This is a genomic window from Nitrospirillum guaranorum, from assembly GCF_034653275.1.
Lineage (GTDB): Bacteria > Pseudomonadota > Alphaproteobacteria > Azospirillales > Azospirillaceae > Nitrospirillum.
Window position 1 is genome coordinate 418793 of record NZ_JAYEES010000002.1, and the last position, 23399, is coordinate 442191.

Here is a 23399-nt window from a genome sequence, read left to right on the forward strand (position 1 = left end):
CCTGAATCTTCATACCCCAAAGCGTTAACGGGACATTACCAAACGGATGATCCCCCTAGTATGGGGCAAACAGAACGGCCCCCTGCCCAATATATGGGCTGCAATTGTTCCTTCATATTCCTTCGAATAGGTTGGGCCCGCCAGCCAACGACTCTGTTTAAGTGCGCCAGGAACATGATAACGCTGTCCTCATCCTGGTAATGATGCCTCGGTTCCGACCCGTTGAGTCCGTGGAATCGCAGTGCCCCGGGTCGCCATCCGCCACTACTGCTGTAGCAGGGCGCCCTGAACCCACCGGATTCAAGAAATTATTGATAAAATTGTCCCGTTTTAGGCGAAGCTATTCCAGCAGCGGAACTGATTCTGCGGTACGCTTACCACAGGGGATGGCGCATGCGTCGTTGCGCCCAGCCTATTCCATTCGGCGGCGGTAAGATGATACCGCCCATTCCTTTGACCGCCGCGACGCGCAGATTGAACCGGGCCCGCTGTGAGGCCGGACCGCGGAAGCGGCGGCCGGACGAGTCGTAGCAGGTCGGGCCGGGCCGGGCACAGCTACGGGGGTGTTTCCTGTCAAAAACGTCCCTATCCGCAGCCGACTCGGCGCGGATGGTGCGGACCCTTTATGGAAGCAGTGGGGGTTCTGACATCAGAACCCCCACGGACTAGTCCAATGAATTCGGCGGCGCCTTGACCAATCACGCCAGCGTGATGGTCACACCGATGTTGCCGCGCGTCGCCTTCGAATAGGGGCAGATGGTGTGGGCCTCATCCATCAGCGCCTGGGCCAGCGCCCGGTCCACGCCCGGGATGGTGACGGTAAGGCGGGCGGCCAAGGAATATCCTTCGGCGGTGGAGAAGGCCAGGTCGACCTCGGCAGCGATGGTGACATCGCCTGGCAACTCGATCCGCTTTTTTTTCGCCACCAAGCCGATGGCGCTTTCAAAACAGGCGGACCAGCCGGCCGCGAACAGCTGCTCGGGATTGGCGCCGACGCGGCCCAAGCCGGGTGGCGATAGTCTGACGTCCAGTTGCCCGTCGTCGCTGCGCGCGGAGCCGTTCTCGCGACCGCCGGCGGTGTGCGTCCTGGCGGTGTACAGGACCTTGGTGCTTGCGTTCATGGTTCACTCCCGAGCGGCGGTGGGGTTGGCCGCCAGCGCGTCGACCACTTCCCGGGCGGTCACGATGGCGTTGGCGTAGTTCGGCATGCTCAGCTCGAGGGCGGCGTGCATCATCTCGTCCGAGTAATCGGCGATGGCGTCGCGCACCACCGTGACGTCGTAACCCAATTCCGCTGCGAAGCGGACGGTGGCCTCGATGCACGTGTGCGCGATCATGCCGATGACGATCAGACGGTGAATACCGTGCTTCTTCAGCTGCAAATCCAGGTCGGTATTGGCGAAACCGCTGGAACACCAATGTTCGCTGGCGACAACCTCGCCCTCCAGCGGCACGAACTCGGGCCGGAACTCGCCGCCCCAAGTGCCGAATTCGAAACTTCGATTCCGCCATGCCGCCCGCTGGATGGGAGCGACGTATTTCCAGGAAGCGTAGTCACCGATGCGGTAGCGGTGGTGCATGGCGAAGAATACCGGAAACCGCGCCACACGGGCGGCCGTCAGCACCTGATGCATATGCGGCACGCAGTTGTTCGCCTCGGCCACGGCTTGAATGCGGGGCCAAATCTTGCCGCCTTCGGAAATGAAGTCGTTATAGGGATCGACCACCAGCAGGGCGGTGACCGCCCGGTCATAAGCCAGGGATGCCATGGGGGTTTCCTCCGGAAAGGGCGGCCATAGGGCCGCATGGGTGTCAGCCGCGCTTGAGCGCCGCCCGTCCGATGCTCGCGGCGAACAGGGGCGTCTCCCCCTGGTTGTGGGCGATGGAGGCGGGCTGGCGCTGGGCGCGGAACTGGTCGAAGGGGATACCCTGCCGATCGAGGAAGGTCCGCATTTCCTCCGTCGCGTAGGAGCGGACGCGGTTGGTGAACTCACACCGTCCCGGTTCGATCTCACGCACGCTCAGGTCCCAGGTCACGTGGATGGTGGTCCGGCCCGCCGGCGTGAACACGTCCGAATCGGAGTCCAGGATCAGATGGTCCTTGTTGCCCAGGGTTTCCACATAGTGCTGCACCATCAGGCTGCCACCGATGAACTCGACATTGATCGACATGCGCTTGCCGTCCGGCGCGGTGGTGAAACCGGCGGCGACATGGGCCGGCGAACAGCCCCGGTATTCGGCCTCGGGCAAGGTGAAGCACCAGGTGGGGATGTCGATCTTGTCCAGCGGCGCGTTGATGATGGCGGAGAAGCTGGAATCGACGATTTGATGGGCGTGATCGAGGGGCAGGCTGCCGTCCATGATGCGTCTCCCGTGCGTGGGGTGTGGGTGCGAAGAGGGGTGTCAGATCGACTTGCGCAGGGGCTTGAACGCCGCGCGCATCTCCGCCGTGAACAGCGCCGGCTGTTCCCAGGCGGCGAAGTGGCCGCCCTTGTCCGGGCGGTTGTAGTGGAGAAGGTTGGGGTAGGCGCGTTCCGCCCAGCTGCGCGGCGCCTGGTAAATCTCATCGGGGAAAGCGCTGACCGCGACGGGCAGCGTCACGCCCCGGACGTCGAAGAAGCCGCCCTTGGCCGCCTGCGCCGTATCCCAATACAGCCGGGCGGAGGGGACGGCGGTGTTGGTCAGCCAGTAGAGGGTGACGTTGTCCAGCACGTCGTCCCGCGATAACCCTTCCGCCTTCCCATCGAAGACGCGGGCAATCATCCGATAGCTGCGGATGTCATGGTCCAGCATCCAGGCCGCCAGGCCGATCGGCGAATCAACCAGGGCGTACAACGTCTGGGGCCGGTTGCACATCTCCAGCGCATAGCCCAGGCCCCTGCGGTAGAAGTCGTCCAGTTGATCCCAGGCGCGCCGCTCTTCCGGCCCTAAACCGGCCGGCGCGGGCCCGCCGGTTGACAGCGCCTTGGAGACATCGGCCGGCACGGTCGCGGCCATGTTGGTGTGGATGGCCAGCAGGCCCTGCGGCTGTTGCAGCGCCATGGCTTCCGAAACGGCGTTGCCCCAGTCACCCCCTTGCGCGACGTAGCGATCATAGCCCAGCCGCCGCATCAGCGTCGCCCAGGCCCTGGCGATGCGCGCTGGCGTCCAGCCCGGCGCCGTCGGCACGCCGGAAAAGCCATGGCCAGGCAGCGAGGGGATGACCAAGTGGAAGGCGTCCGCCGGGTCGCCACCATGGGCGGTGGGATCGGTCAGCGGACCGATGATCTTGATCTGTTCGATGATGGAACCAGGCCAGCCATGGGTGACGATCATGGGCAGCGCATCCTCATGCCGGGAGCGCACATGGATGAAGTGGATGACCAGGCCGTCGATCTCGGTGGTGAACTGTGGCAGGGCGTTCAGCCGCGCCTCAACCTTGCGCCAGTCATGGCCCGTCTCCCAGTACTGCGCCAGCTTGCGCATGGTCGCCAACTGAACACCCTGGCTGTCGTCCGCCACCGTCTCCCGGTCGGGCCAACGGGTGGCGGCGACGCGGCGGCGTAGATCGGCCAGCTGCTCTTCCGGCACCTCGATGCGGAAGGGCCGAACGGCATCGGCTGCGGCGGCCTGGGCCAACCGGATTGGCAGGATGCTGGTGGCGGCCGCGGCGGCCGCACCCAAGGCGGCGGTTCCCAGCAGCCGGCGGCGGCCTTCGTCGATGGTTTCCACGGCATTGGTATGGGCGGGGCTGGTAGGCACGGGCGTTCTCCTCGGATGGAAGTTTTGCGGGGCACGTACGCTCCTCAACAGATCTATCGGGAGGATGGGGGATGGGCCCGTTATGCGTCGTAGGGCGTTACAAGGTGTTGCAAGGCCCAACGGGCCAAGGCCGCGCGCATGCCGTACCGTTGTAAGCGCGGAGTAAAAAAAGTCCTTTTTTGCCAATCGGATATGGCGCCGTTGGCGCGTTTAATCTAAGGTTGAACTGGTTAATATCGGCATCGAAGGCGAAAACGATGGCGACCGCGGTCGATGAACGCGAGCACGGACTAGCCTTCGGGCCCTTCAAGCTGGTCATGAGCGAACGGCTGCTCACCAGGGACGGCGTGCCCGTGGATGTGGGCGCGCGGGCGCTGGACATCCTGTCGGCGCTGGTGGCCACGCCCAATGAGGTGATCAACAAACGGAACCTGATGTCCCTGGTGTGGCCAGACGTCATCGTCGAGGAGGCCAGCCTGCGCTTTCACATCGCCAATTTGCGCAAGGCGCTGGGCGACGGCGTGGATGGCGCGCGCTACATCACCACCATTCCCGGCCGCGGCTATTGCTTCGTCGCCCCCATCACCAGGACCAACTCACCCCGTAAGGAGCCGCCGGCCACCACCCGTTTCCAGCACGCCAACCTTCCACCCCGCCTGGGCCGCATGATCGGGCGGGACGAGGACGTCATGGCGCTCTGGTCCCAGTTGGCGGATGGGCGCCTCGTCACCATCATCGGCCCCGGCGGGGTGGGCAAGACCACCGTCGCCGTGGCCGTCGCCCATCACCTGGCGGCGGCGTTCTCCGGCGCGGTGCTGTTTGTCGATTTCGGCATGATCACCGACCCCCGGTTGGCGGCGACGGCGGTCACCTCGTTGCTGGGCCTGTCGGTCCAATCGGACGATCCGACGCCCAGCCTGGTGCAATTCCTGAAGGACAAGCGCGTCCTGCTGATCCTCGACACGTGCGAGCACCTGGTGGAGGCGATCGCCGACCTGGCCGCCGCCGTCACCGGCGGCGCCCCCGACGTCCATATCCTGGCCACCAGCCGGGAGGCGCTGCGCATCGAGGGGGAGCGCGTCTACCGGCTCGATGCCCTGGCCTACCCCACGGACATCTCGGGCCTCAGCGCCATCGCCGTTCAGCAGTTCCCGGCAACACAGCTGTTCATGGAGCGCGCCATGGCCAGTGGCGCCCGGCTGGAGGTCAACGACGCCAAGGCCGCCGTCGTCTGTCACATCTGCCGCAAGCTGGACGGCATGGCGCTGGCGATCGAGCTGGCGGCACGCCGCGTCGAGGCATATGGCCTGGAGCAGACCGCCGCCCTGCTGGACCAGCGGCTGACACTGCTATGGCACGGTCTGCGCACAGCCCCACCCCGGCAGAAGACCCTGCAGGCGACACTGGACTGGAGCTATGAGCTGTTGTCCGACGTCGAGCGCAGGGTGCTGCGGCGGCTGGCCGTCTTCGTCGGGCATTTCACGCTGGAGGCGGCGCTGGACGTGGTGGCCGGTGGCGGCCTGGACCAGGCGGCGGTGTTCGAAGCCGTCGACAGCCTGGTGGAAAAGTCCATGGTGGCGGCGCGCCCCATCGGGGCCATGATGCGCTATCGCCTGCTGGACACGACGCGCGCCTATGCGATCGAAACCCACGGGGATGATGGCGAGGGTCCTGGACTGGCCGCCCGCCACGCCGCGTATTACCGGCGCTGGCTGGAGCAGACCGGCAACGAATGGTCATCCCTGTCGACGGGCCTGGAACGGGCGCCGCACTTCGCCGCCCTCAACAATGTGCGCGCCGCCCTGGCCTGGTGCTTCGGCGACGGGGGCGACGTTTCCATCGGCATCGGGCTGGCCGCCGCCGCGGCACCGGTCTTCCGCACCATGGCGCTGGTGCCGGAGTGCCATCGCTGGTCGGAGCGGGCACTGGGGGCCATGGAGGAGCGGCACCGGGGCGGGCCTGAGGAAATGCAACTTCAGGCCGCGCTGGGGCTGTCGCTGATGTTCACCCTGGGGCATGGCGAGGCGGTGATCGCGGCCCTGCACCGCAGCCTCGACATCGCGCGGGCGCACGGCGACACCCTCAACGAAGCGCGGCTGCTGGGCCCCCTGCACTTCTTTCACCTGCGCAGCGGGGATTTCAGGGCCTGCCTGCGCTATGCCGAGCGCTGCATGGAAATCACCGCCCCGCTGGGGGATCCGGAGGCGACGGCGCTGGCCCATACGCTGATGGGCATGGCCCTGCACATCCTGGGGGACCTTGGCCGGGCGCGGGTGGAACTGGATGCGGCCCTGAGCGCCGAAAACCCCTCGGGCGGCCGCCAGATCCATTTCGGGTTCGACCACCGCAACTGGGCGAATCTGGTGCTGGTGACGACGCTGTGGATGCAGGGCCATCCGACCCAGGCGCGGGCGCTGATCCACCAGCAGCTTCGCGATATTGAAACGATGCACCATCCGGTGGCGTTCGCCCTCATGGTCAACGCCGTCGCCACCCTGTTGTGGATCGGCGACCTGGATGTGGCGGAGGCGCGCCTCGACTGGCTGGTGGCCAACGCGACATCGCAATCCTTCGCGCCTTATCGCCATGTTGGACAGGCTTTCCAGGCGGAACTGGCCATCCGCCGGGGCGACATCGATGCGGGCGCGGAGAAGCTGCGCGCGCACCTGGATCAGTTGCACGCCGCACGGTACGAACTGTTCACCGGGCGGTTCTTTGTCGTGCTGGCTGACGGGCTGGCCAAGGCGGGCCGCTGGCAGGAGGCCATGGCCCAGGTGCATGAGACGGCGCGCTTCATCGAGACCACGGGCTACACCTCCTACATTCCCGAACTGCTGCGGGTGAAGGGGTGCATCCTGATCGCGGCACCCGGGCTGGACGACACCGAGGCTGAAGCGTGCCTGCTGGACTCGCTTCAGCAGAGCCGCACCCAGGGGTCGGGGTCTTGGGAACTGCGCGCGGCTACGGATTTGGCGACGCTATGGGCCAGCCAGGGCTTTCAGGACAGGGGCCGCGCGCTGCTGCGCTCCACCCTGGAGCGATTCGCGGAAAACGACGATGTTCCAGACGTCAATACCGCACGCGATGTGTTGGCGCTGCTGGAATAGCTCCCGCGCCAAGGTAACGCAAGCGATACCCCTAGTTGACTTGCGTTCCGTCCAGCTACAGGCCCGTTCTTCCTTTGCCCCGTTACCGGCAAAACCATAAGACAGCCAGTTCGGACGTCAGAACCAAACCCTGCCCGCAGGTTGTCAGCGCAGGGCGCCGGCCACTTCTTCCGCCACCCACTCCACCCACTTGTGGATGTTGCTGGCGGCCGATGCCGCCCGCACCTCCGGCGCGCCCAACTCACGGGCCCGCTTGTACAGACGGGTGCGCACGTCCAGCGGTTCCGCAGCCAGGCGGTCGATCAGCCCCTGGTGGCTGCCGCGTGGCGCCGGCAAGGCTGGTGCCGGGGCCGCGACGACGACCGGCGGCGCCTCGCCCGCCAGCTTGCGCACGAAGCCGGCGAAGGCCAAGTCGGCGTTGCGGATCTTGCCTGTCTGGCCCGACGCCCAATCCGCCCAGCGATCCAGCGCCATGTCGATGTCGGTGCCGGGATATTCGGCGCGCAGTTGTTCCAGCGCCGTGTCGCTGACCCGCCGCTTCAAGCCCAGCACGGACACGGGACGGTCGCGATCGGTCTTGCCATCCTCCAGATCCACCGTGTCGGCATCGCGGGCGCCGGCGGCGAAACCGCCCTTGCCCACCGGGCCCACGGGATCGATGGCGAATTCAGTGGCGCGCGCGGCCGAGGTCAGGGCCGCCCGCTCCTTCTTCCGGATGGTGAAGCGCAGCGCCACCACCGGCCGCCCGCGCGACGGCGACCGGACGGGGGTGTAGCTGCACTCAATGGCCGACAGTTCATTGACCTCGCGCACGGCACGTTCCAGCACCTCGCGCTGCAAGATGCCGAAATTCTTGTTGGCCGAGGTGTTCTTGACGCTCAGCAGTTGGCGGAAGGTGTCGATATCCACCTCCCAATCCGGTTCGCGCAAGTTGACCCGCACGCTCAGCAGCTCATACAGCGCCAGCGCGTATTTGGAGCTGAAGCTGGTACACACCGCCAGGTGGATGCGCGCCCAGGCCGACGGCTCGGCCAAGGCGGGGCGCAGTTCCGCCGGGAAGGACCATTCGGCGTATCCCTTGCCCTTGGGCAAGGCGCGGAAGCTCAACAGCGGCGCACCGCCCTCCTTCACCTCACCGTCGGAGCTGAGGTAGGGGAACTCCACCCGCACCGACATCAGCCGGTCGAAGCAGCTTTTCAGGCGGGCGTTGCTATGCTCCGTTTCCTCACCAATGGCGCGCTTGAGGTCAGCCGTGGCGGCACGGAAGGGCGGCAAAGCCGCGGTGGCGTCAGCCAGTTTGTCCCAGCTGTGCGCCAGGATGACATTGAACAGCTTCTTGTCGGACAGGGTCAGGCCGCCACCGGTCTCGATGATCTCGATGGTGCCACGCGGCTTGGGCACGGTGGGATCCGTGTCCAGGCGAAAGGGATCCCCTGTCGCCTCCGGGCGCCTGGCCGGCGGTTTTGCTGCGGTCCTGCTCATGTTGTGCAGTCGAGCAGCGGCACCACACAGAGTCAACCGCCCCCCGGTGGGTGGCGATAGAACACATAGAAAGGTGGCGCCAGGCGCCTCAAACTGGCGACAAAGCGCACAAAGACCTAGGTGGCCGGCTCCAGACTGGCGAGAAAACGCATAAGAATGGCATTCGGCATCGGTGAATCGGGTTCAGCCAGCTGGCGACTCCGCCCCTCCCTGTCCATGGCGAGAAAACACATAGAAAGGATGGAAAAGGGCTGGCGAGAAAACACATGGAGAAAGGCGCTGCATCGTCAGGTGGCGCATGGCAACATGTTGTTTTTGCTAATATATCCAGGCTCCCTCTATCTCTCCGCCAATGTGGCGAGAAAACGCATGGAAACGACTCGGGACACCTGGCGAGAAAACGCATAAGAAGCGGTTGGCGCGCGCCCTCCCCGGCCCTGCGGACCTCCAACGGCAGCTCTGGCGAAAAAACGCATAGAAAACAGACCGCTGACGACAGCTCACACATAGACGGCGGACAAACCGCATGGAAAGCGGCGACAAAACGCATCCAGACTCGGGACAAAGCGCATGGAAAGGCCGCTTAAGTCATTAGAAATAAACGCGTTTCCCCCACTGAACAGGAACAACTGGAATCTAGGAAAGAGTCTGACGAGGTCCATCCCCAAGGTTTGGATTTGGAAGAAGGATCAACCATCAACCATCAACGTTGTCGTTGACACTTGATGGTCTCCCTGGCAGGTTCTGACGTCAGAACCGGGCCTGAGAAATAAAGGATAGGCGATGAACGGCGATCGGATGCGTGAGCTGCGCCAGATGCTGCGGCAAAGCCAGGGCGATTTGAAGGACATGCTGAACCAGCGCCTGTCCCGCTCGTATGACAAGCCCAAGATCAGCCGTTGGGAAAATGGCAAGGAACCCATTCCGGACGATGTTGCAGCCGAGTTGGAACAGATCGCGTCGCACAAGCCGCGCAACGCCCGTGTTTTCGTGCTGGCCAACCAGAAGGGCGGCGTGGGCAAGACCACCAGCGCCCTGAACCTGGCCTACGCCTTGGGCCAATCGGGCAGCCGGGTGTTGTTGATCGACATGGATCCGCAGGCGACCGCGACCGTGGCCCTGCTGGCGGACGCGGCGGTGGAGGTTTATCGCCAGGGCCGCACCATGGCTCATGTCATCCTGCAGAACCGCGCCATGGCCGATGCCATCCTGAAGCCGGGCATGGTGGAAACCGCGGTCCCCCTGCCCTTCGATTTGGCGGCCAGCCATATTGAGCTGTCGGAAACCGACGGTCGGCGGGAACCGGGCTTCGACGCCGCCTTGCGCGAGGCGGTGGACACGGTGCGCGCCGGCTATGACTTCATCGTCATCGACGCCCCACCCAACCTGGGCATGTTGACATGGATGGCCCTGGCCGCAGCACAGGAGGTGCTGATCCCGGTGCGGACCGAGCCCTATGACACCATGGGCGTGGGCCTGATCCTGAACACCATCCATAAGGTGCAGCGCCGCCTGAACCCCGGCCTGCGTCTGTCCGGTATCCTGCCCACCCAGTTCGGCCGCCGCAAGTCTGTGGACCGCGAGGTGCTGGCCCATCTGGTGACGGCGCTGGGCGAAAAGGTGCCGGTATTGGAGGCGGTGCCCGATAGCGCCGTGTTCGGACACGCCGCCCGCAACGGCCGCATCGCGCTGGAGGCATCGCCCACCTCGTCCGCCACGGCGGTTTATCGTAAGTTGGCGGACTGCATCATCGCTGGCCGGCCCCTGGTCCGTGCCGACATTGACCTGATTCCTGTTGAGAGCGAGGCGTGAGCGCCATGACGGTGAAGAAACGACCCTCCCCCATCCTGGGGGCCGCGTCCGCCATGATTGGCGAGGCCTCGGGCGAGTTGGTGATGTCGCGGGACAGCCGCTTCCACCACAGCATCGAACTGCAGGTCGACCACATTGCGCCGGATCCGGAGCAGCCGCGCAAGCTGTTTTCGGAAGAAGAGCTGGATGGCCTGGCCGCCAGCATGGCGGAGCAGGGGCAGCTACAGCCCATCCTGGTACGCCGTGATCCCGCGGACCGCGGCCGTTGGGTCGTGGTGGCGGGTGAACGCCGTTGGCGGGCCGCCCAGCGCCTGGGCTGGGGCGTCATCCTGGCGATCGAGCATAGCGGCGACCCGGAAGTGCTGGCGCTGATCGAAAACCTGCAGCGCGTGGACCTGACGCCGGTCGAAGAGGCCCGCGGCCTGAAGCGTCTGATCGACGGCAAGGGCTGGACCCAGAACCAGGCGGCGGAGGCGCTGGGCAAGACCAAGGGCGAAATCAGTGCCACCTTGCGCATCCTTAGCCTGCCCGAGGATATCCTGGACGGTGTTCTGACGTCAGAACTGGGCCTGTCGCGCAACGTGCTGGTGGAATTATCCCGGGTGGATGAGCCGGCGGTGCGGGAGCGACTGATTCAATCGGCGCGTAGCGGCACGCTGAGCATCCGCACCATCCGGGCCGCCAAGGCGCAGGACCAGGCGCCGGAGGTGATGGAGGGCAAGCCGTCCACCGGCATCACCGCGCCGGGCGTGAACCTGGCGTCGGTGGAACGGCTGGTCAGCAACTTGCGCTCCCTGCGGCCCACGGCGCTGAAGGACAAGGACCGCGAGCGGCTGCGGGCTTTGCGCGCCGCCATTGACTCCCTGCTGGGATAAAGACCACGATCCTGAATCATTGCGCCAGCGCAAAGACGTGAATGCTCTGCCGTCGTAGGGAAGGGGCGGGCCGGGTGATGGATCCGGTTCCGCTTTATCCCATGATGGAGAGTAGAGATGCGTTCCCTTCCCCTGGCGCTGGTGGCCTTGATGACTTTGGCGGCCCCGGCCTTTGGCGCCGAGCATGTCGTCAAGATGTTGAACAAGGGCGCTGACGGCATGTTCGTGTTCGAACCCGCCCTGGTGAAGATCGCGCCCGGTGACAAAGTGACTTTCCAGTCCGTCGATGCCGGCCACAACGTGGAAAGCATCCCCGGCATGCTGCCGGATGGCGCCCAGGCTTTCACCGGTAAGCCCAATGAGACGCTCACCGTCACCTTCGACAAGCCGGGCGTCTACGGCTATCGCTGCAAGCCGCACTATGGCATGGGCATGGTTGGCGTCGTCGTGGTCGGCACGCCCACCAATCTGGACGCTGCCAAGGCGGTGCCGCAAACCGGCAAGGCCAAGGCCGCGTTTGAGAAACTGTTGGCTGCTGCCAAGTAAAGCATTGGAAATACAGGAGAATGGTGGGGGAGGGGGCTCCCCTGCCCCTCCGTCGGTGCACGGCACAGACCGTGGGCGTCAGGCGAACCACCGCGACACATGGTGAAAGTGGCCTTGGCGTTCCTGCGTCACCGATAGCGCGACCCTCCCCTCTGGTGCTCGGGTTGACCCACCCCCTTAATAGTCATATGATAATACTATGGCAGGGAGGCACGGGGCCGCCGCTGGCGATCAGCGGACAGGCCCGAACGGCCAGAGGGAAAGAACAACATGACCAGCACACTTGAACAGACCACGGTTTCCGTGACCGAGGCACAGGCCGGCCCGATCGATGGACGCGTGACGCCGCCAGACGTGGTTGACCGGCGTCGCTTCCTGGCCGCTACCGGCGGCGGCGCTTTGGCTGTGGGGCTGGCCGGCGGCCGTGCGGCCTTGGCGGCGGCCCCGACGCCCGTCAACCTGGCGGTCATGGCCCGCACCAGTTGGTCCAACCGTTCCAGCGGCACGCGCCTGGCGGCCATCAACACCAACGCCGTGCCCACCAACTCAAAGGATGATACCGAGGGCGCGTTCGCGACGGAGCCGCATTCCGGTCCCGCCTGGATCGAATACAGCTGGGACGTGCCGGTGCGCACCAACGTGGTTGACGTCTATTGGTGGCTGGGCGGCTGGAAGGGGGCCTTGCCCACCGGCTGGCGGGTGTCGGCCTGGGATGGCAAGCGCTTCGTGCCGGTGCGCAACGCGCAGGGGCTGGGTCTGGCGCCGGACACCTATAACCGCACCACCTTCGATCCCGTCACCACCACGCGGCTGCGCCTGGACATCGACCCGGCGGCCAAGTCCTCCGTCGGGGTGTTGCAGTGGCGGGTGTGGAGCCATGGCGCCGTGCCGGTGTTTCCGCCCTTGGTCACGGCCGGCCAGGACCGCGCCGTCGTGCTGGGCGGGCAAACCTACCTGGACGGCAGGGTGCGCACCCTGGACGCCGCCCCCAGCGCCGCGGCCCTGTGGCACAAGGTCAGCGGGCCAGGCAGCGTCAGTTTCGCCGACGCCACGCGCGTCGACACCACCGCGCGTTTCTCCGCCCCGGGCGAATACGTGCTGCAACTCAGCGCCAAGGCAGGCGGCAAGACCACGCAGTCCACCCTGAAGGTGCGGGCGGAAACGCCGCCCCCGAACGAGCGGCTGGACGTCGTCTACACCACCCCCTACGCCATCGACAGCCCCCTGTGGTCGTCCCGGGCCAAGGCCCTGATCACCCGCTGGATCCCCCACTGCATCGACTATTGCGAGCGCACGGACCTGAAGATCGGGCAGGGCGGCCTGGATAATTTCATCGAGGCGGGCAAGGCCCTGCGCGGGGAGCCGCACGGCACCCACAAGGGCTATGTCTTTTCCAACGCCTGGGTGCACCAGACGGTGGAATCCATGTGCATCGCCCTGATGGTCGATCCGCAGGGCGACACGGAGATCATCGCGGCGCAGGACCTGATGCGCCGCAAGCTGGGGGAATGGATACCCGTCATCCTGGCGGCGCAGGAGCCGGACGGCTATCTGCAGACCGCCTACACCCTGGCCGACCGCGCCAAATGGCCGGCGCGCTGGTCGCCGGAGCAGCGCGGCAACCATGAGGGCTATGTCGCCGGGTATTTCATCGAATCCGCCATCAACCACCACACCCTGACGGGCGGCAAGGACCTGCGCCTCTATAACGCGGCCAAGAAACTGGCGGATTGCTGGGTCGCCAACATCGGCCCAGGCAAGAAGGAGTGGTTCGACGGGCACCAGGAGATGGAGCAGGCGCTGGTGCGGTTCGGCCGCTTCGTCAACGACATGGAGGGGCAGGGCCACGGCGACGCCTACATCCGGCTGGCGCGCTTCCTGCTGGACAGCCGGCGCGGCGGGTCGGAGTACGACCAGAGCCACCTGCCGCCCGGCCGGCAGTACGAGGCGGTGGGCCATGCCGTGCGGGCCATGTACTTCTACTCTGGCATGGCGGACATCGCGGCGGAAACCCGCGACATCGATTACCAGAGCGCCGTGCTGTCCCTGTGGGACAACATGGTGAACAAGAAGTATTACGTCACCGGCGGCGTGGGCAGCGGCGACACGGCGGAGGGCTTCGGCGAAAATTACGCCCTGCGCAACGACGCCTACTGTGAATCCTGCTCCAGCTGCGGCCTGATCTTTTTCCAGTACAAGCTCAACATCGCCTATCACGACGCCAAGTACGCCGACCTTTATGAGGAGACGATGTACAACGCGCTGCTGGGCTCCACGGCGCTGGACGGCCAAACGTTCTGTTACACCAACCCGCTGGTCGATACCGAACGCACTACCTGGCATGTCTGCCCCTGCTGCGTCGGCAACATTCCGCGCACCCTGCTGATGGTGCCCACCTGGGCCTATGCCAAGGACAAGGCGGGGGTGAACGTGAACCTGTTCATCGGCAGCCGCGTGAACGTGGGCGACGTTGCCGGCACGGCGGTGGAGATGGTGCAGAAGACCAATTATCCGTGGGAAGGGGCGGTCGCCCTGACGGTCAACCCGGCCAAGACGACATCCTTCGCCGTGCGCATCCGCGTGCCCGACCGCGCCACCAGCGCCCTCTACGCCGCCGTGCCCCCGGTGCGCGGGCTGGAGAGCCTGACGGTGAACGGCAAGGCCGTCCGGTACCGCATGGAAAAGGGCTATGCGGTGGTGGAGCGGGAATGGGCGGCCGGTGATCGCGTCGACTTCGTCCTACCCCTGGCCGTGCAGCGCGTGACCGGTGACGACAAGGTGGAGGCGACCCGGGGCAAGGTCGCGTTGCGCTATGGCCCGCTGGTCTACAACGTGGAGAAGGCCGACCAGCCATCCATCGACCAGCCGCTGGCGGCGGCACCGGTGACCGCCGAATGGCGGCCCGACCTGCTGGGCGGCGTGGTCGCCCTGAAGGGCCAGTGGCAGGATGGCACGCCCATGCTGGCCATCCCCAACTACGCCCGCATGAACCGCCTGCCGTCGGCGGCCGGTGGCGTCGGCGGCACCGACTCCGGCATCAATTACGCCATCGGCGCCCAAGGCCAGGTGGTGGCGGCCGATGCCACGGGGGAACCGGAGGGGCGCGATCGCGGCCACGCCCGGCATTCGCAGGTGTGGATCGCCGTGGCCTAATTCCCAAGACCATGGTGACGCACTAGATTAAGGGGCAGGACCTTCCCGGAACTGCCCCTGATGCCTTCCTCCGACACCATCGCCCACCTCCACCTGGTTGAAGACGAGCCCGACATGGCGCGGGAGATCGTCACCAGCCTTGAAGCCCGGGGTTATACCGTCAGCCATTCCGTCACCGCCGCCGCGGCGCTGGAGGTGCTGCGGGCCGATCGCAGCGTGGCGGTGGTCATCGCCGACCGCATGCTGCCCGGCGGCATGGATGGGCTGGACATGGTGCAGGAACTGCGGGACGAGGGCATCTCCACCCCCATCCTGGTCTTGAGCGCCCTGGGCTCGGTCGATGATCGGGTGCGCGGCCTGAACGCCGGCGGCGACGACTACCTGACCAAGCCCTTCGCCGTGGCGGAACTGGTGGCCCGTGTCGAGGCCCTTCGCCGCCGCCCGCCAGACACCCGCGCCACCACCCTGCGGGTGGGATCGCTGGAAATGGATTTGCTCAGCCGCACCGTGCGTCGGGGGCAGCGGGAGGTGCCGCTGCTGCCTCGGGAATTCAAGCTGCTGGAGTACATGATGCGCCGGCCGGACCAGGTGATCACGCCGGCCATGCTGTTGACCGATGTCTGGAATTATCGCTTCGTGCCGCAGACCAACGTGGTCGACGTGCACATGGGCAAACTGCGGCACAAGATCGATGAGGTAGGGGAATTGCCCATGATCCATCGCGTGCGTGGCGCCGGGTTCATGCTCCGTGCGGCGGACTGACCTGTTCCGCGCGGGGCCGTTCCGGCTGGCGCTGGGCTTCGCCGCCGCGCTGTCGGTGGGCATGCTGCTGATCTTCGGCTTCATCTACTGGCAAACCAGCGAGATGGAGACGCGGCGCATGCAGCGCGACCTGGTGCAGGAGGCGGCGGTGGCGGCGCAGACGCGCGACGACATCCTGCTGTACCAGCTGCAGGTCCGCATCATGTCTGACTATCACCGCGTCACCGTGGCCGCCTGGTTCGACGCGGACGGCAAGCTGCGCTATGGCAACCTGGATGCCTTGCCGCCGGACCTGCCCATCGATGACAAGGGCCACCGCCTGGACATCCAGACCAACGACACCGACGTGCCCCAGCCGGCCATCCTGGCCGCGGCCAAACGGGCGGATGGCGGCACCGTCGTGCTGGGCCGCGCCATGGATGAGCTGCTGGCCCTGCAACGGGTGGTGGCGCGCACCCTGATCGCCGGCCTGCTGCCCGCCGTGGCCCTGGTGCTGGCGTCCGGCATTCTGGGCGGGGCGCGGGCCCGCCGCCGGGTGCAGACCGTGCAGCAGACCATAGGCCGCATCATGGGCGGCGACCTGCGGGAGCGCCTGCCCCTGTCCGGCAACCGTGACGCGGTGGACCAGCTGTCGGCCCGGGTGAACCAGATGCTGGACCGCATCGTCCATCTGTTGGATGAGATCCGGGCGGTGGGCGACAACATCGCGCATGACCTGCGCACCCCCCTGTCGGTCATGCGCGCCAAGCTGGAACGGGGTCTGACCGCCGATGAGCCCGAGGAACTGCGCCGGGGGACTGAGGCGGCGCTGGCCGACCTGGACAAGGCTTTCAGCATGATCACGGCCCTGCTGCGCATCGCCGAGCTGGAGGACAGCCGCCGCCAGGCCGGCTTCACCACCGTGGATCTCGCCGAGGTGGCGGGCGAGGTCTTCGACCTGTACGAGCCCCTGGCCGAAGCCAAGGGGGTGACGCTGGCGCGGGAGGACAGGGGGCCCCTGTTCGTGATCGGCGACCGTGACCTGCTGATCGAGGCGGTGGCCAACCTGGTGGACAACGCCGTGAAGTTCACGCCCGAGGGTGGGCGTGTCCTTATCCGCACCCGCATGGGCGGTGGCGGCGGGGACGCTGTGCCGGTGGTGGAGGTGTCGGACACCGGTCCCGGAATTCCTCCGGCGGAACGGGCGGCCGTGGTCCGTCGCCTGTACCGCCTGGATAAAAGCCGCCACGTCCAGGGCAACGGTCTGGGCCTGTCGCTGGTGCAGGCCATCGCGGCCCTGCATGGCTTCAAATTGGTGATCGAGGGCAACGATTCGGGCGCCATCATTGCGCTTGTTTGCGGCGCAGCGGGCGGCGAAGCGGTTGGAAACCCAGGCGTTTGGCCGTAGGTTCGGTGCAATTTATGGCGGTGTTTTGCACCGCAACCAAAAAAATTATTTAATCCCAATTCGGTGAGACGTCCCCTATTTCCCAAGGTGTTGGGTTCACGAACCCGCTCTCGAGGGATCACGAGACGTGTCGCACCGCATCATGAATGACCATCGCCGGCCCCGCGCCCATCGCTCCCGCCCGCTGCCGGGGGTGCCGTCATGATCGAAATCGTCAAGATCGCGCTGCGCCGGCCCTACACGTTCATCGTGATGGCCATCCTGATCCTCATCTTCGGCGTGTCGTCGGCGGTGAAGACGCCGACCGACATCTTCCCCGACATCGGCATTCCCGTTATCGCCGTGGTGTGGACCTACAACGGCCTGCAGCCCGACGACATGGCCGGGCGCATCATCGGCTATTACGAGCGCTCACTGACCTCCACCGTGAATGATGTGGAGCATATCGAATCCCAGTCGATGCAGGGCTTCGGGGTGGTGAAGGTGTTCTTCCAGCCCAGCGTCAACATCAACGCCGCCCAGGCGCAGGTGGTGGCGATCTCGCAGACGGTGCTGAAGCAGATGCCGCCGGGCATCAACCCGCCGCAGGTCTTGACCTTCAACGCCGCCAGCGTCCCCATCCTGCAGCTGGCCCTGTCCAGCGACCACCTGTCGGAAACGCGGCTGAACGATATCGCGCAGAATTCCATCCGGCCGCAGCTGGTGACGGTGCCGGGCGCCGTGCTGCCCTCGGTCTATGGCGGCAAGGTGCGCCAGGTGCAGATCGACCTGAACCAGCAGGCCCTGCACGCCTACGGCCTATCGGCCAACGACGTGGCCGCCGCCCTGTCGGTGCAGAACCTGATCACCCCGGCCGGCACCCAGAAGATCGGCAAGCTGGAATACCCGGTGGACCTGAACGACTCCCCAGTCGACATCAGCACATTCAATGACTTGCCGATCAAAACCGTGAACGGCGCCGTCGTCTATATGCGGGATGTCGCCAATGTCCACGACGGCAGCCCGCCCCAGACCAACGTGGTGCACGTGGATGGCAAGAAGGCGGTGCTGATGTCCGTGCTGAAGGCCGGCTCCGCCTCCACCCTCGACATCATCGCCGGCGTCTACAAGCGCCTGCCCGACGTGCGGAAGACCCTGCCCGACGGCGTGACCCTGACCCCCATCGGCGACCAGTCCATCTTCGTCAAGGACGCGGTCAGCGGCGTGATCCGCGAAGGTGTCATCGCCGCCGGCCTGACCGGCCTGCTGATCCTGCTCTTCCTGGGCAGCTGGCGGTCCACGCTCATCATCACCGTGTCCATTCCCCTGGCCATCCTGGCGTCCATCACCACCCTGTCCGTCCTGGGGGAGACCATCAACGTCATGACCCTGGGCGGGCTGGCGCTGGCCGTGGGCATCCTGGTGGACGACGCCACCGTGACCATCGAGAACATCAACTGGCACCTGGAGCACGGCAAGCCCATCGAGACCGCCATCCTGGACGGCGCCAAGCAGATCGTGGTGCCGGCCACCGTGTCGCTCCTGTGCATCTGCATCGCCTTCGTGCCCATGTTCGGGCTGGGCGGTGTCGCCGGCTTCCTGTTCCGCCCCATGGCGGAGGCGGTGGTGTTCGCCCTGATGGCCTCGTACGTGCTGTCGCGCACCCTGGTGCCGACGCTGGCCAACTATCTGCTGCGCAATCAGACCCACGCCGGCCATGGCCTGCACACCGATGTCCACGGCGCGGCCACGCGCAATCCCTTGGTGAAGTTCCAGCGCACCTTCGAACGCGGGTTCGAGGCGGTGCGCTCCACCTACCAGGGCCTGCTGCTGCTGGGCCTGCGGAACCGCCGTTGGATGATCGGCGGGTTCCTGGCCGTATCCCTGGGCACCTTCGGGCTGGCGCCCTTCCTGGGTCAGAATTTCTTCCCCGCCGTCGACGGCGGCCAGATCAAGATCCACGTCCGCGGCCGCACCGGCCTGCGCATCGAGGAGATGAGCCGCCTTTGCGACCATGTCGGCGACGCCATCCGCCATGTGATCCCAGCCAAGGACCTGGGCGGGATGGTCGACAACATCGGCCTGCCGGTCAGCGGCATCAACATGGCCTACGGCAACAGCGGCACCATCGGGGTGGAGGACGCCGACATCCTGATCGCGCTGAACAAGGATCACGCCCCCACCGACGATTATGTGGACATCCTGCGCCACGACCTGCCGCGCCTGTTCCCCGGCACGACCTTCGCCTTCCTGCCGGCCGACATCACCACCCAGGTGCTGAATTTCGGCCTGCCGGCGCCGCTGGATGTGAAGATCGTCGGCAGTGACCTTGAGGCCAACCGCGCCTACACCAACAAGCTGCTGGCCAAGATCGCCCGCATTCCCGGCGTCGCCGACGCCCGGGTGGAACAGGCCTTCCAGCTGCCCTCGCTGAAGGTGGCGGTGAACCGGTCGTTGGCTGGCCTGGTGGGCCTGACCGAAAAGGATGCCGCCACCACCATGCTGGACACCCTGGCCGGCAGCACGCAAACGGCGCCGACCTTCTGGCTGAACCACAAGAACGGCATCTCCTACCCCGTTTCCATCCAGACGCCGCAGCGGGACATCGACACCATGGCCGGGCTGCAGACCATGCCGCTGACGCCGGCCGCCGCCGGCAAGTCCGGCCAGCTGCTGGGCGGCTTGGCGCAGATCAGCCGGGGGCGGCAGGACGCGGTGGTGACCCATTACAACGTGCGCCCGACCATCGACATCTACGCCACGCCCAAGGATCGCGACCTGGGCGCCATCGCCGCCGACGTGCGACAAGCTGTCGACAGCATGGCGGCAGACCTGCCGCGGGCCAGCCACGTGGAAATCCAGGGCCAGGTCACCACCATGACCAGCGCCTACCATCAGCTGTTCATCGGCCTGGCCTTCGCCATCGTGCTGATCTACCTGCTGATCGTCGTGAACTTCCAGTCCTGGATGGACCCGTTCGTCATCGTCATGGCCCTGCCCAGCGCGCTGGCCGGCATCATCTGGATGCTGTTCGGCACGGGCACCACCCTGTCGGTGCCGGCGCTGACGGGGGCCATCATGTGCATGGGCGTGGCCACGGCCAACAGCATCCTGGTCATCAGCTTCGCCCGGGAACGGCTGGCCGCCGGCGTCGACGCGCTGACCGCCGCCATGGAAGCGGGCCATACGCGCTTCCGTCCGGTGCTGATGACGGCCTTGGCCATGGTCATCGGCATGGCGCCCATGGCCATCGAGCCGGGGCAGAACGCCCCCCTGGGCCGCGCGGTCATCGGCGGGCTGGTCTTCGCCACGCTGGCCACGCTGTTCCTGGTGCCGGCGCTGTTCAGCCTGGTGCACGCCCGTGATCACGAGCGGGCCCATGAAGCAGGCGGGCAGGCGGCACCGGCGCCCGTTTGACCCGTTTCCCGACCCCACCCTTCCCTGAGCCGCAGCCGCCGTCCCGGATAGGAGCGACCCGTTAAATGTCCACCGCCCAGATCACCACCCCCAATCCCCGCCGCCTGGCCTTGCTGGGCGGGGCAGCGTTGCTCGTCGCCGGCGCCATCGTCGTCGTCGGCCTGACCGACCGCGCCCGGGCGACCCGCGAACTGGTCCAGTGGAACGCCGATCAGGCCGTTCCCACCGTGGCGCTGGCGCCCGTCAGCCGGGGGGCGGCGCAGCAGACGCTGACCTTGCCGGGTACGCTGCAGGCTTACACCCAGGCGCCGATCTATGCCCGGGTCAGCGGCTACCTGAAAAGCTGGGACAAGGATATCGGCGCCAAGGTGAAGGCGGGTGACCTGCTGGGCACCATCGACACCCCCGACCTGGACCAGCAGCTGGAACAGGCCAAGGCGGATCTCGCCAAGGCCAAGGCCACCGCCGAGCTGGCGGACCTGACGGCCAAGCGCTGGGCGGCGCTGGTGGCCTCGCAGTCGGTGTCGCAGCAGGCGGCGGATGAGAAGGTGGGCGACAGCGCCGCCAAGCGCGCGGCGGTGGAAAGTGCTGCCGCCAACGTCCGCCGGCTGGAGGCGCTGACGGCGTTCAAGCGCATCGTGGCGCCTTTCGACGGTGTGGTCACCGCCCGCACCACCGACGTGGGCGCCTTGATCAACGCCGGCGGCGGGACCGGCCAGGAACTGTTCCAGGTCTCGGACCTGCACAGCATGCGCCTGTACGTGCAGATCCCGCAGGCCTTCGCCAGCCTGCTGACCCCGGGGGTCAAGGCCACCTTCGACCTGCCGCAGTATCCCGGACGGCACTTCGACGCCACGCTGGTGACCACGGCCAACGCCGTCAGCCAGGCGTCGCGCACCATGCTGGTGGAACTTCAGGCCGACAACCCGGATGGTCTGCTGACGCCCGGCACCTTTGCCGAGGTGCATTTCCAGGTGCCCAGCAACGCCGACATGGTGAAGGTCCCAGCGACCGTCCTGGTCCCCAGCGACAAGGGGGCCGAGGTGGCCGTGGTGGGGCCCGATGGCAAGGCGCAACTGAAGCCGGTGACCATCGGCCGCGACATGGGTGACAGCGTTGAGATCGTGGCCGGTCTGTCGCCCACGGACAAGGTCATCGACAACCCGCCCGAAACACTGGTGTCGGGCGACGTGGTGCGCCTGGCCGGGGCGGGCGACGGGGTGGGCACGGTGGCGGCAGCGGCCGCGGGCACCACCAAGGCGGACCGGTAACAGCCATGTCTTTCACGAAGTCTCTCATGGCCGGTGGCGCGCTGCTGGCGCTGGCGGGCTGCAACCTGGCGCCGGACTATCAGCCGCCGCACCTCGACCTGCCGCCCGCCTTCAAGGAGGCCGGCGGCGCCCCGTGGCAGCCGGCGCAGCCGGCGGACCAGCAGGCGCGCGGCCCCTGGTGGACGGCCTTCAACGACCCGGTGCTGAACGGCCTTGAGGACAGGATCGAGCAGGCGAACCCCACGCTGGCCGTGGCCCTGGCCCGCTATGACGAGGCGCGGGCGGATGCCGCCGCCGTCTCCGCCGGCCTGTTGCCGCGCGTGGACGGCACCGCCAGCCTCAGCAGCAACCGCCAGTCCAAGGACCGGCCCCTGCGCGGCGCCGGCCAGCGCGACGTCTACGGTGCCAACACCGTGGGCGCCTCGGCGTCCTATGAGCTGGACCTCTGGGGCAAGGTGCGCAACCAGGTGGCCGCCGGCCGGGCGGAGGCGCAGGCCAGCGCCGCCGACCTGGCCTCGGTGCGGCTGGGGTTGCAGGCTGAGCTGGCCAGCGATTATTTCACGCTGCGCGGCCTGGACGAACGCGCCCACATCCTGGCCGACACGGTCACGGCCTATGAGAAGCAGCTCAGCCTGACTCAGACCATGTTCCAGGGCCGCATCGTGGCCGGGCTGGACGTGTCGCGGGCGGAGACCCAGCTGGACACCGCGCGGTCCCAGGTCTCGCAGGTGGCGTCGCAGCGGGCGCAGATGGAACACGCCATCGCGGCCCTGGTGGGCCTGGCGCCGGCGGAATTCACCCTCTCGCCCGTGCGGTGGACGCCGACCCTGCCGGCCGTGCCCACGGGCCTGCCTTCCGCCCTGCTGCAGCGGCGGCCGGACGTGGCGGCGGCGGAACGCGACGTGCTGGCCGCCAACGCCGGCATCGGCGTGGCCCGCGCCGCCTATTACCCCGACCTGTCGTTGCAGGCCGTGGGCGGCTTCCAGGACACGGGCTTCAACCTGCTGAAGCTGCCCATGGCCTTCTGGTCCGTGGGCCCGGGTGTCACCCTGCCGCTGTTCGAGGGCGGGCGGCTGGACGCCGGCCTGGCCAAGGCGGTGGCCCAGCATGACGAGGCCTCCGCCAAGTACCGCGAGACGGTGCTGAACGCCTTCCGCGAGGTGGAGGACAATTTGGCCGCCATCCGCTGGCTGGGGACGGCCGCCAAGGATGAGGACGCCGGCACCCTGGCGGCCCAGCGCACCCTGGACATGGCCACCAACCTCTACCGCGACGGCGCCGACAGCTACCTGGAGGTGGTGACGGCCCAGACGGCCCTGCTGGAGGCGCAGCAGAGCAGCCTGGACCTGCACACCCGCCAGGTGCAGGCCGACGTGGCCCTGATCCGCGCGCTGGGCGGGGGGTGGGACAAAAGCGCGCTCCCCTCCGACGACGAGTCCATGACCTTGCCGAAGCTTCCGACCAAGGCGCCTTGAGGCACTTTCAGATCGTTCTCGCCAAGGCCGGTGGGTGCCATATAGGTGTTCACCGGCCTTAATCATTTGAAATGTAATAACATCTGTTTTCGGCGCATTGCCCTGCGACAATCACACGCAGTCGATATAAGTCAAATCTGCAAATTGGCGCACCCGTTGAGGGGTTGTCGCTTGCAGTCTTGTCCGCGCCATGGTTGATTGCTCCCGCAGGCGCAACCCTGGCAGGGATTACACCGTGTATTGCAACTGTCAAACGCACCTCCGCCATGGCGCGGGGCACTGGCGGCGGCAAGGAAAGCACCGGTACTGGGCCCTGGCGGGGCATAAGGTGGAAACCGCGCCCTCCGCTCCCGGCATGATGGACGCTTAGGCGACCTCTCGCGCCCCATCCC

At 66.6% G+C, this 23399-nt stretch carries 15 protein-coding genes; 10 read left to right on the forward strand and 5 right to left on the reverse strand.

The features are described 5' to 3' along the window. Positions 1-698: 698 nt before the first annotated feature. From UAJ10_RS07585 to UAJ10_RS07600, 4 genes are read right to left on the reverse strand one after another with little or no spacing between them, the layout of a single operon-like run. Positions 699-1121: an organic hydroperoxide resistance protein gene (locus UAJ10_RS07585; RefSeq protein ID WP_322914777.1), complete on the reverse strand. Its 423-nt coding sequence runs from the start codon at positions 1119-1121 to the stop codon at positions 699-701. Positions 1122-1124: 3 nt separating this feature from the next. Beyond that, positions 1125-1769 (reverse strand): cysteine hydrolase family protein, encoded by a 645-nt coding sequence (locus UAJ10_RS07590; RefSeq protein WP_322914778.1) that lies wholly within the window; start codon positions 1767-1769, stop codon positions 1125-1127. A gap of 43 nt (positions 1770-1812) precedes the next feature. Continuing rightward, a complete protein-coding gene (locus UAJ10_RS07595) occupies positions 1813-2361 on the reverse strand; it encodes a hypothetical protein (protein WP_322914779.1) in 549 nt (182 codons plus the stop codon). A gap of 42 nt (positions 2362-2403) precedes the next feature. After that, positions 2404-3741 (reverse strand): epoxide hydrolase family protein, encoded by a 1338-nt coding sequence (locus UAJ10_RS07600; protein WP_322914780.1) that lies wholly within the window; start codon positions 3739-3741, stop codon positions 2404-2406. A 257-nt stretch (positions 3742-3998) separates the two neighbouring features. On the opposite strand from UAJ10_RS07600, the gene UAJ10_RS07605 reads away from it, so the two are divergent. Further along, on the forward strand, positions 3999-6848 hold the full coding sequence (locus UAJ10_RS07605) for an ATP-binding protein (protein WP_322914781.1): 2850 nt from the start codon (positions 3999-4001) through the stop codon (positions 6846-6848). Between the two features lie 144 nt (positions 6849-6992). On the opposite strand, the gene UAJ10_RS07610 is transcribed toward UAJ10_RS07605, so the two are convergent. After that, positions 6993-8249 carry a replication initiation protein gene (locus tag UAJ10_RS07610; protein ID WP_322914782.1) on the reverse strand — a complete coding sequence of 419 codons (1257 nt, stop codon included), beginning with the start codon at positions 8247-8249 and terminating at the stop codon, positions 6993-6995. An 864-nt stretch (positions 8250-9113) separates the two neighbouring features. On the opposite strand from UAJ10_RS07610, the gene UAJ10_RS07615 reads away from it, so the two are divergent. The 9 genes from UAJ10_RS07615 to UAJ10_RS07655 all read left to right on the forward strand — a co-directional run bounded on the left by UAJ10_RS07615 (position 9114) and on the right by UAJ10_RS07655 (position 23007). After that, a complete protein-coding gene (locus UAJ10_RS07615) occupies positions 9114-10142 on the forward strand; it encodes an AAA family ATPase (protein ID WP_322914783.1) in 1029 nt (342 codons plus the stop codon). Between the two features lie 5 nt (positions 10143-10147). Then, positions 10148-11017 (forward strand): ParB/RepB/Spo0J family partition protein, encoded by an 870-nt coding sequence (locus UAJ10_RS07620; RefSeq protein WP_322915016.1) that lies wholly within the window; start codon positions 10148-10150, stop codon positions 11015-11017. 117 nt (positions 11018-11134) lie between these two features. Next, positions 11135-11563 carry a pseudoazurin gene (locus tag UAJ10_RS07625; protein WP_322914784.1) on the forward strand — a complete coding sequence of 143 codons (429 nt, stop codon included), beginning with the start codon at positions 11135-11137 and terminating at the stop codon, positions 11561-11563. A gap of 270 nt (positions 11564-11833) precedes the next feature. Then, complete coding sequence (locus tag UAJ10_RS07630) at positions 11834-14716, forward strand: glycoside hydrolase family 127 protein (RefSeq protein ID WP_322914785.1); 2883 nt, start codon at positions 11834-11836, stop codon at positions 14714-14716. 60 nt (positions 14717-14776) lie between these two features. Then, positions 14777-15478: a response regulator transcription factor gene (locus UAJ10_RS07635; RefSeq protein ID WP_322914786.1), complete on the forward strand. Its 702-nt coding sequence runs from the start codon at positions 14777-14779 to the stop codon at positions 15476-15478. After that, positions 15465-16865 (forward strand): sensor histidine kinase, encoded by a 1401-nt coding sequence (locus tag UAJ10_RS07640; RefSeq protein ID WP_322914787.1) that lies wholly within the window; start codon positions 15465-15467, stop codon positions 16863-16865. The genes UAJ10_RS07635 and UAJ10_RS07640 overlap by 14 nt, the downstream gene beginning before the upstream one ends. A 201-nt stretch (positions 16866-17066) precedes the next feature. Beyond that, positions 17067-20261, forward strand: coding sequence for an efflux RND transporter permease subunit (locus UAJ10_RS07645; RefSeq protein WP_322914788.1), 3195 nt, complete (start codon positions 17067-17069; stop codon positions 20259-20261). Between the two features lie 65 nt (positions 20262-20326). After that, positions 20327-21532, forward strand: coding sequence for an efflux RND transporter periplasmic adaptor subunit (locus UAJ10_RS07650; RefSeq protein ID WP_322914789.1), 1206 nt, complete (start codon positions 20327-20329; stop codon positions 21530-21532). 5 nt (positions 21533-21537) lie between these two features. Beyond that, positions 21538-23007, forward strand: a complete 1470-nt coding sequence (locus UAJ10_RS07655) for an efflux transporter outer membrane subunit (protein WP_322914790.1) — start codon at positions 21538-21540, stop codon at positions 23005-23007. The last annotated feature ends 392 nt before the right edge of the window (positions 23008-23399 follow it).

What these genes read in the sequence shown, in the direction of transcription:
- UAJ10_RS07645 (WP_322914788.1), top strand. Translation starts at nt 17,067, where the DNA reads ATGATCGAAATCGTCAAGATCGCGCTGCGCCGGCCCTACACGTTCATC.
- UAJ10_RS07655 (WP_322914790.1), top strand. Translation starts at nt 21,538, where the DNA reads ATGTCTTTCACGAAGTCTCTCATGGCCGGTGGCGCGCTGCTGGCGCTG.
- UAJ10_RS07615 (WP_322914783.1), top strand. Translation starts at nt 9,114, where the DNA reads ATGAACGGCGATCGGATGCGTGAGCTGCGCCAGATGCTGCGGCAAAGC.
- UAJ10_RS07635 (WP_322914786.1), top strand. Translation starts at nt 14,777, where the DNA reads ATGCCTTCCTCCGACACCATCGCCCACCTCCACCTGGTTGAAGACGAG.
- UAJ10_RS07595 (WP_322914779.1), bottom strand. Translation starts at nt 2,361, where the DNA reads ATGGACGGCAGCCTGCCCCTCGATCACGCCCATCAAATCGTCGATTCC.
- UAJ10_RS07620 (WP_322915016.1), top strand. Translation starts at nt 10,148, where the DNA reads ATGACGGTGAAGAAACGACCCTCCCCCATCCTGGGGGCCGCGTCCGCC.
- UAJ10_RS07625 (WP_322914784.1), top strand. Translation starts at nt 11,135, where the DNA reads ATGCGTTCCCTTCCCCTGGCGCTGGTGGCCTTGATGACTTTGGCGGCC.
- UAJ10_RS07630 (WP_322914785.1), top strand. Translation starts at nt 11,834, where the DNA reads ATGACCAGCACACTTGAACAGACCACGGTTTCCGTGACCGAGGCACAG.
- UAJ10_RS07590 (WP_322914778.1), bottom strand. Translation starts at nt 1,769, where the DNA reads ATGGCATCCCTGGCTTATGACCGGGCGGTCACCGCCCTGCTGGTGGTC.
- UAJ10_RS07585 (WP_322914777.1), bottom strand. Translation starts at nt 1,121, where the DNA reads ATGAACGCAAGCACCAAGGTCCTGTACACCGCCAGGACGCACACCGCC.
- UAJ10_RS07650 (WP_322914789.1), top strand. Translation starts at nt 20,327, where the DNA reads ATGTCCACCGCCCAGATCACCACCCCCAATCCCCGCCGCCTGGCCTTG.
- UAJ10_RS07605 (WP_322914781.1), top strand. Translation starts at nt 3,999, where the DNA reads ATGGCGACCGCGGTCGATGAACGCGAGCACGGACTAGCCTTCGGGCCC.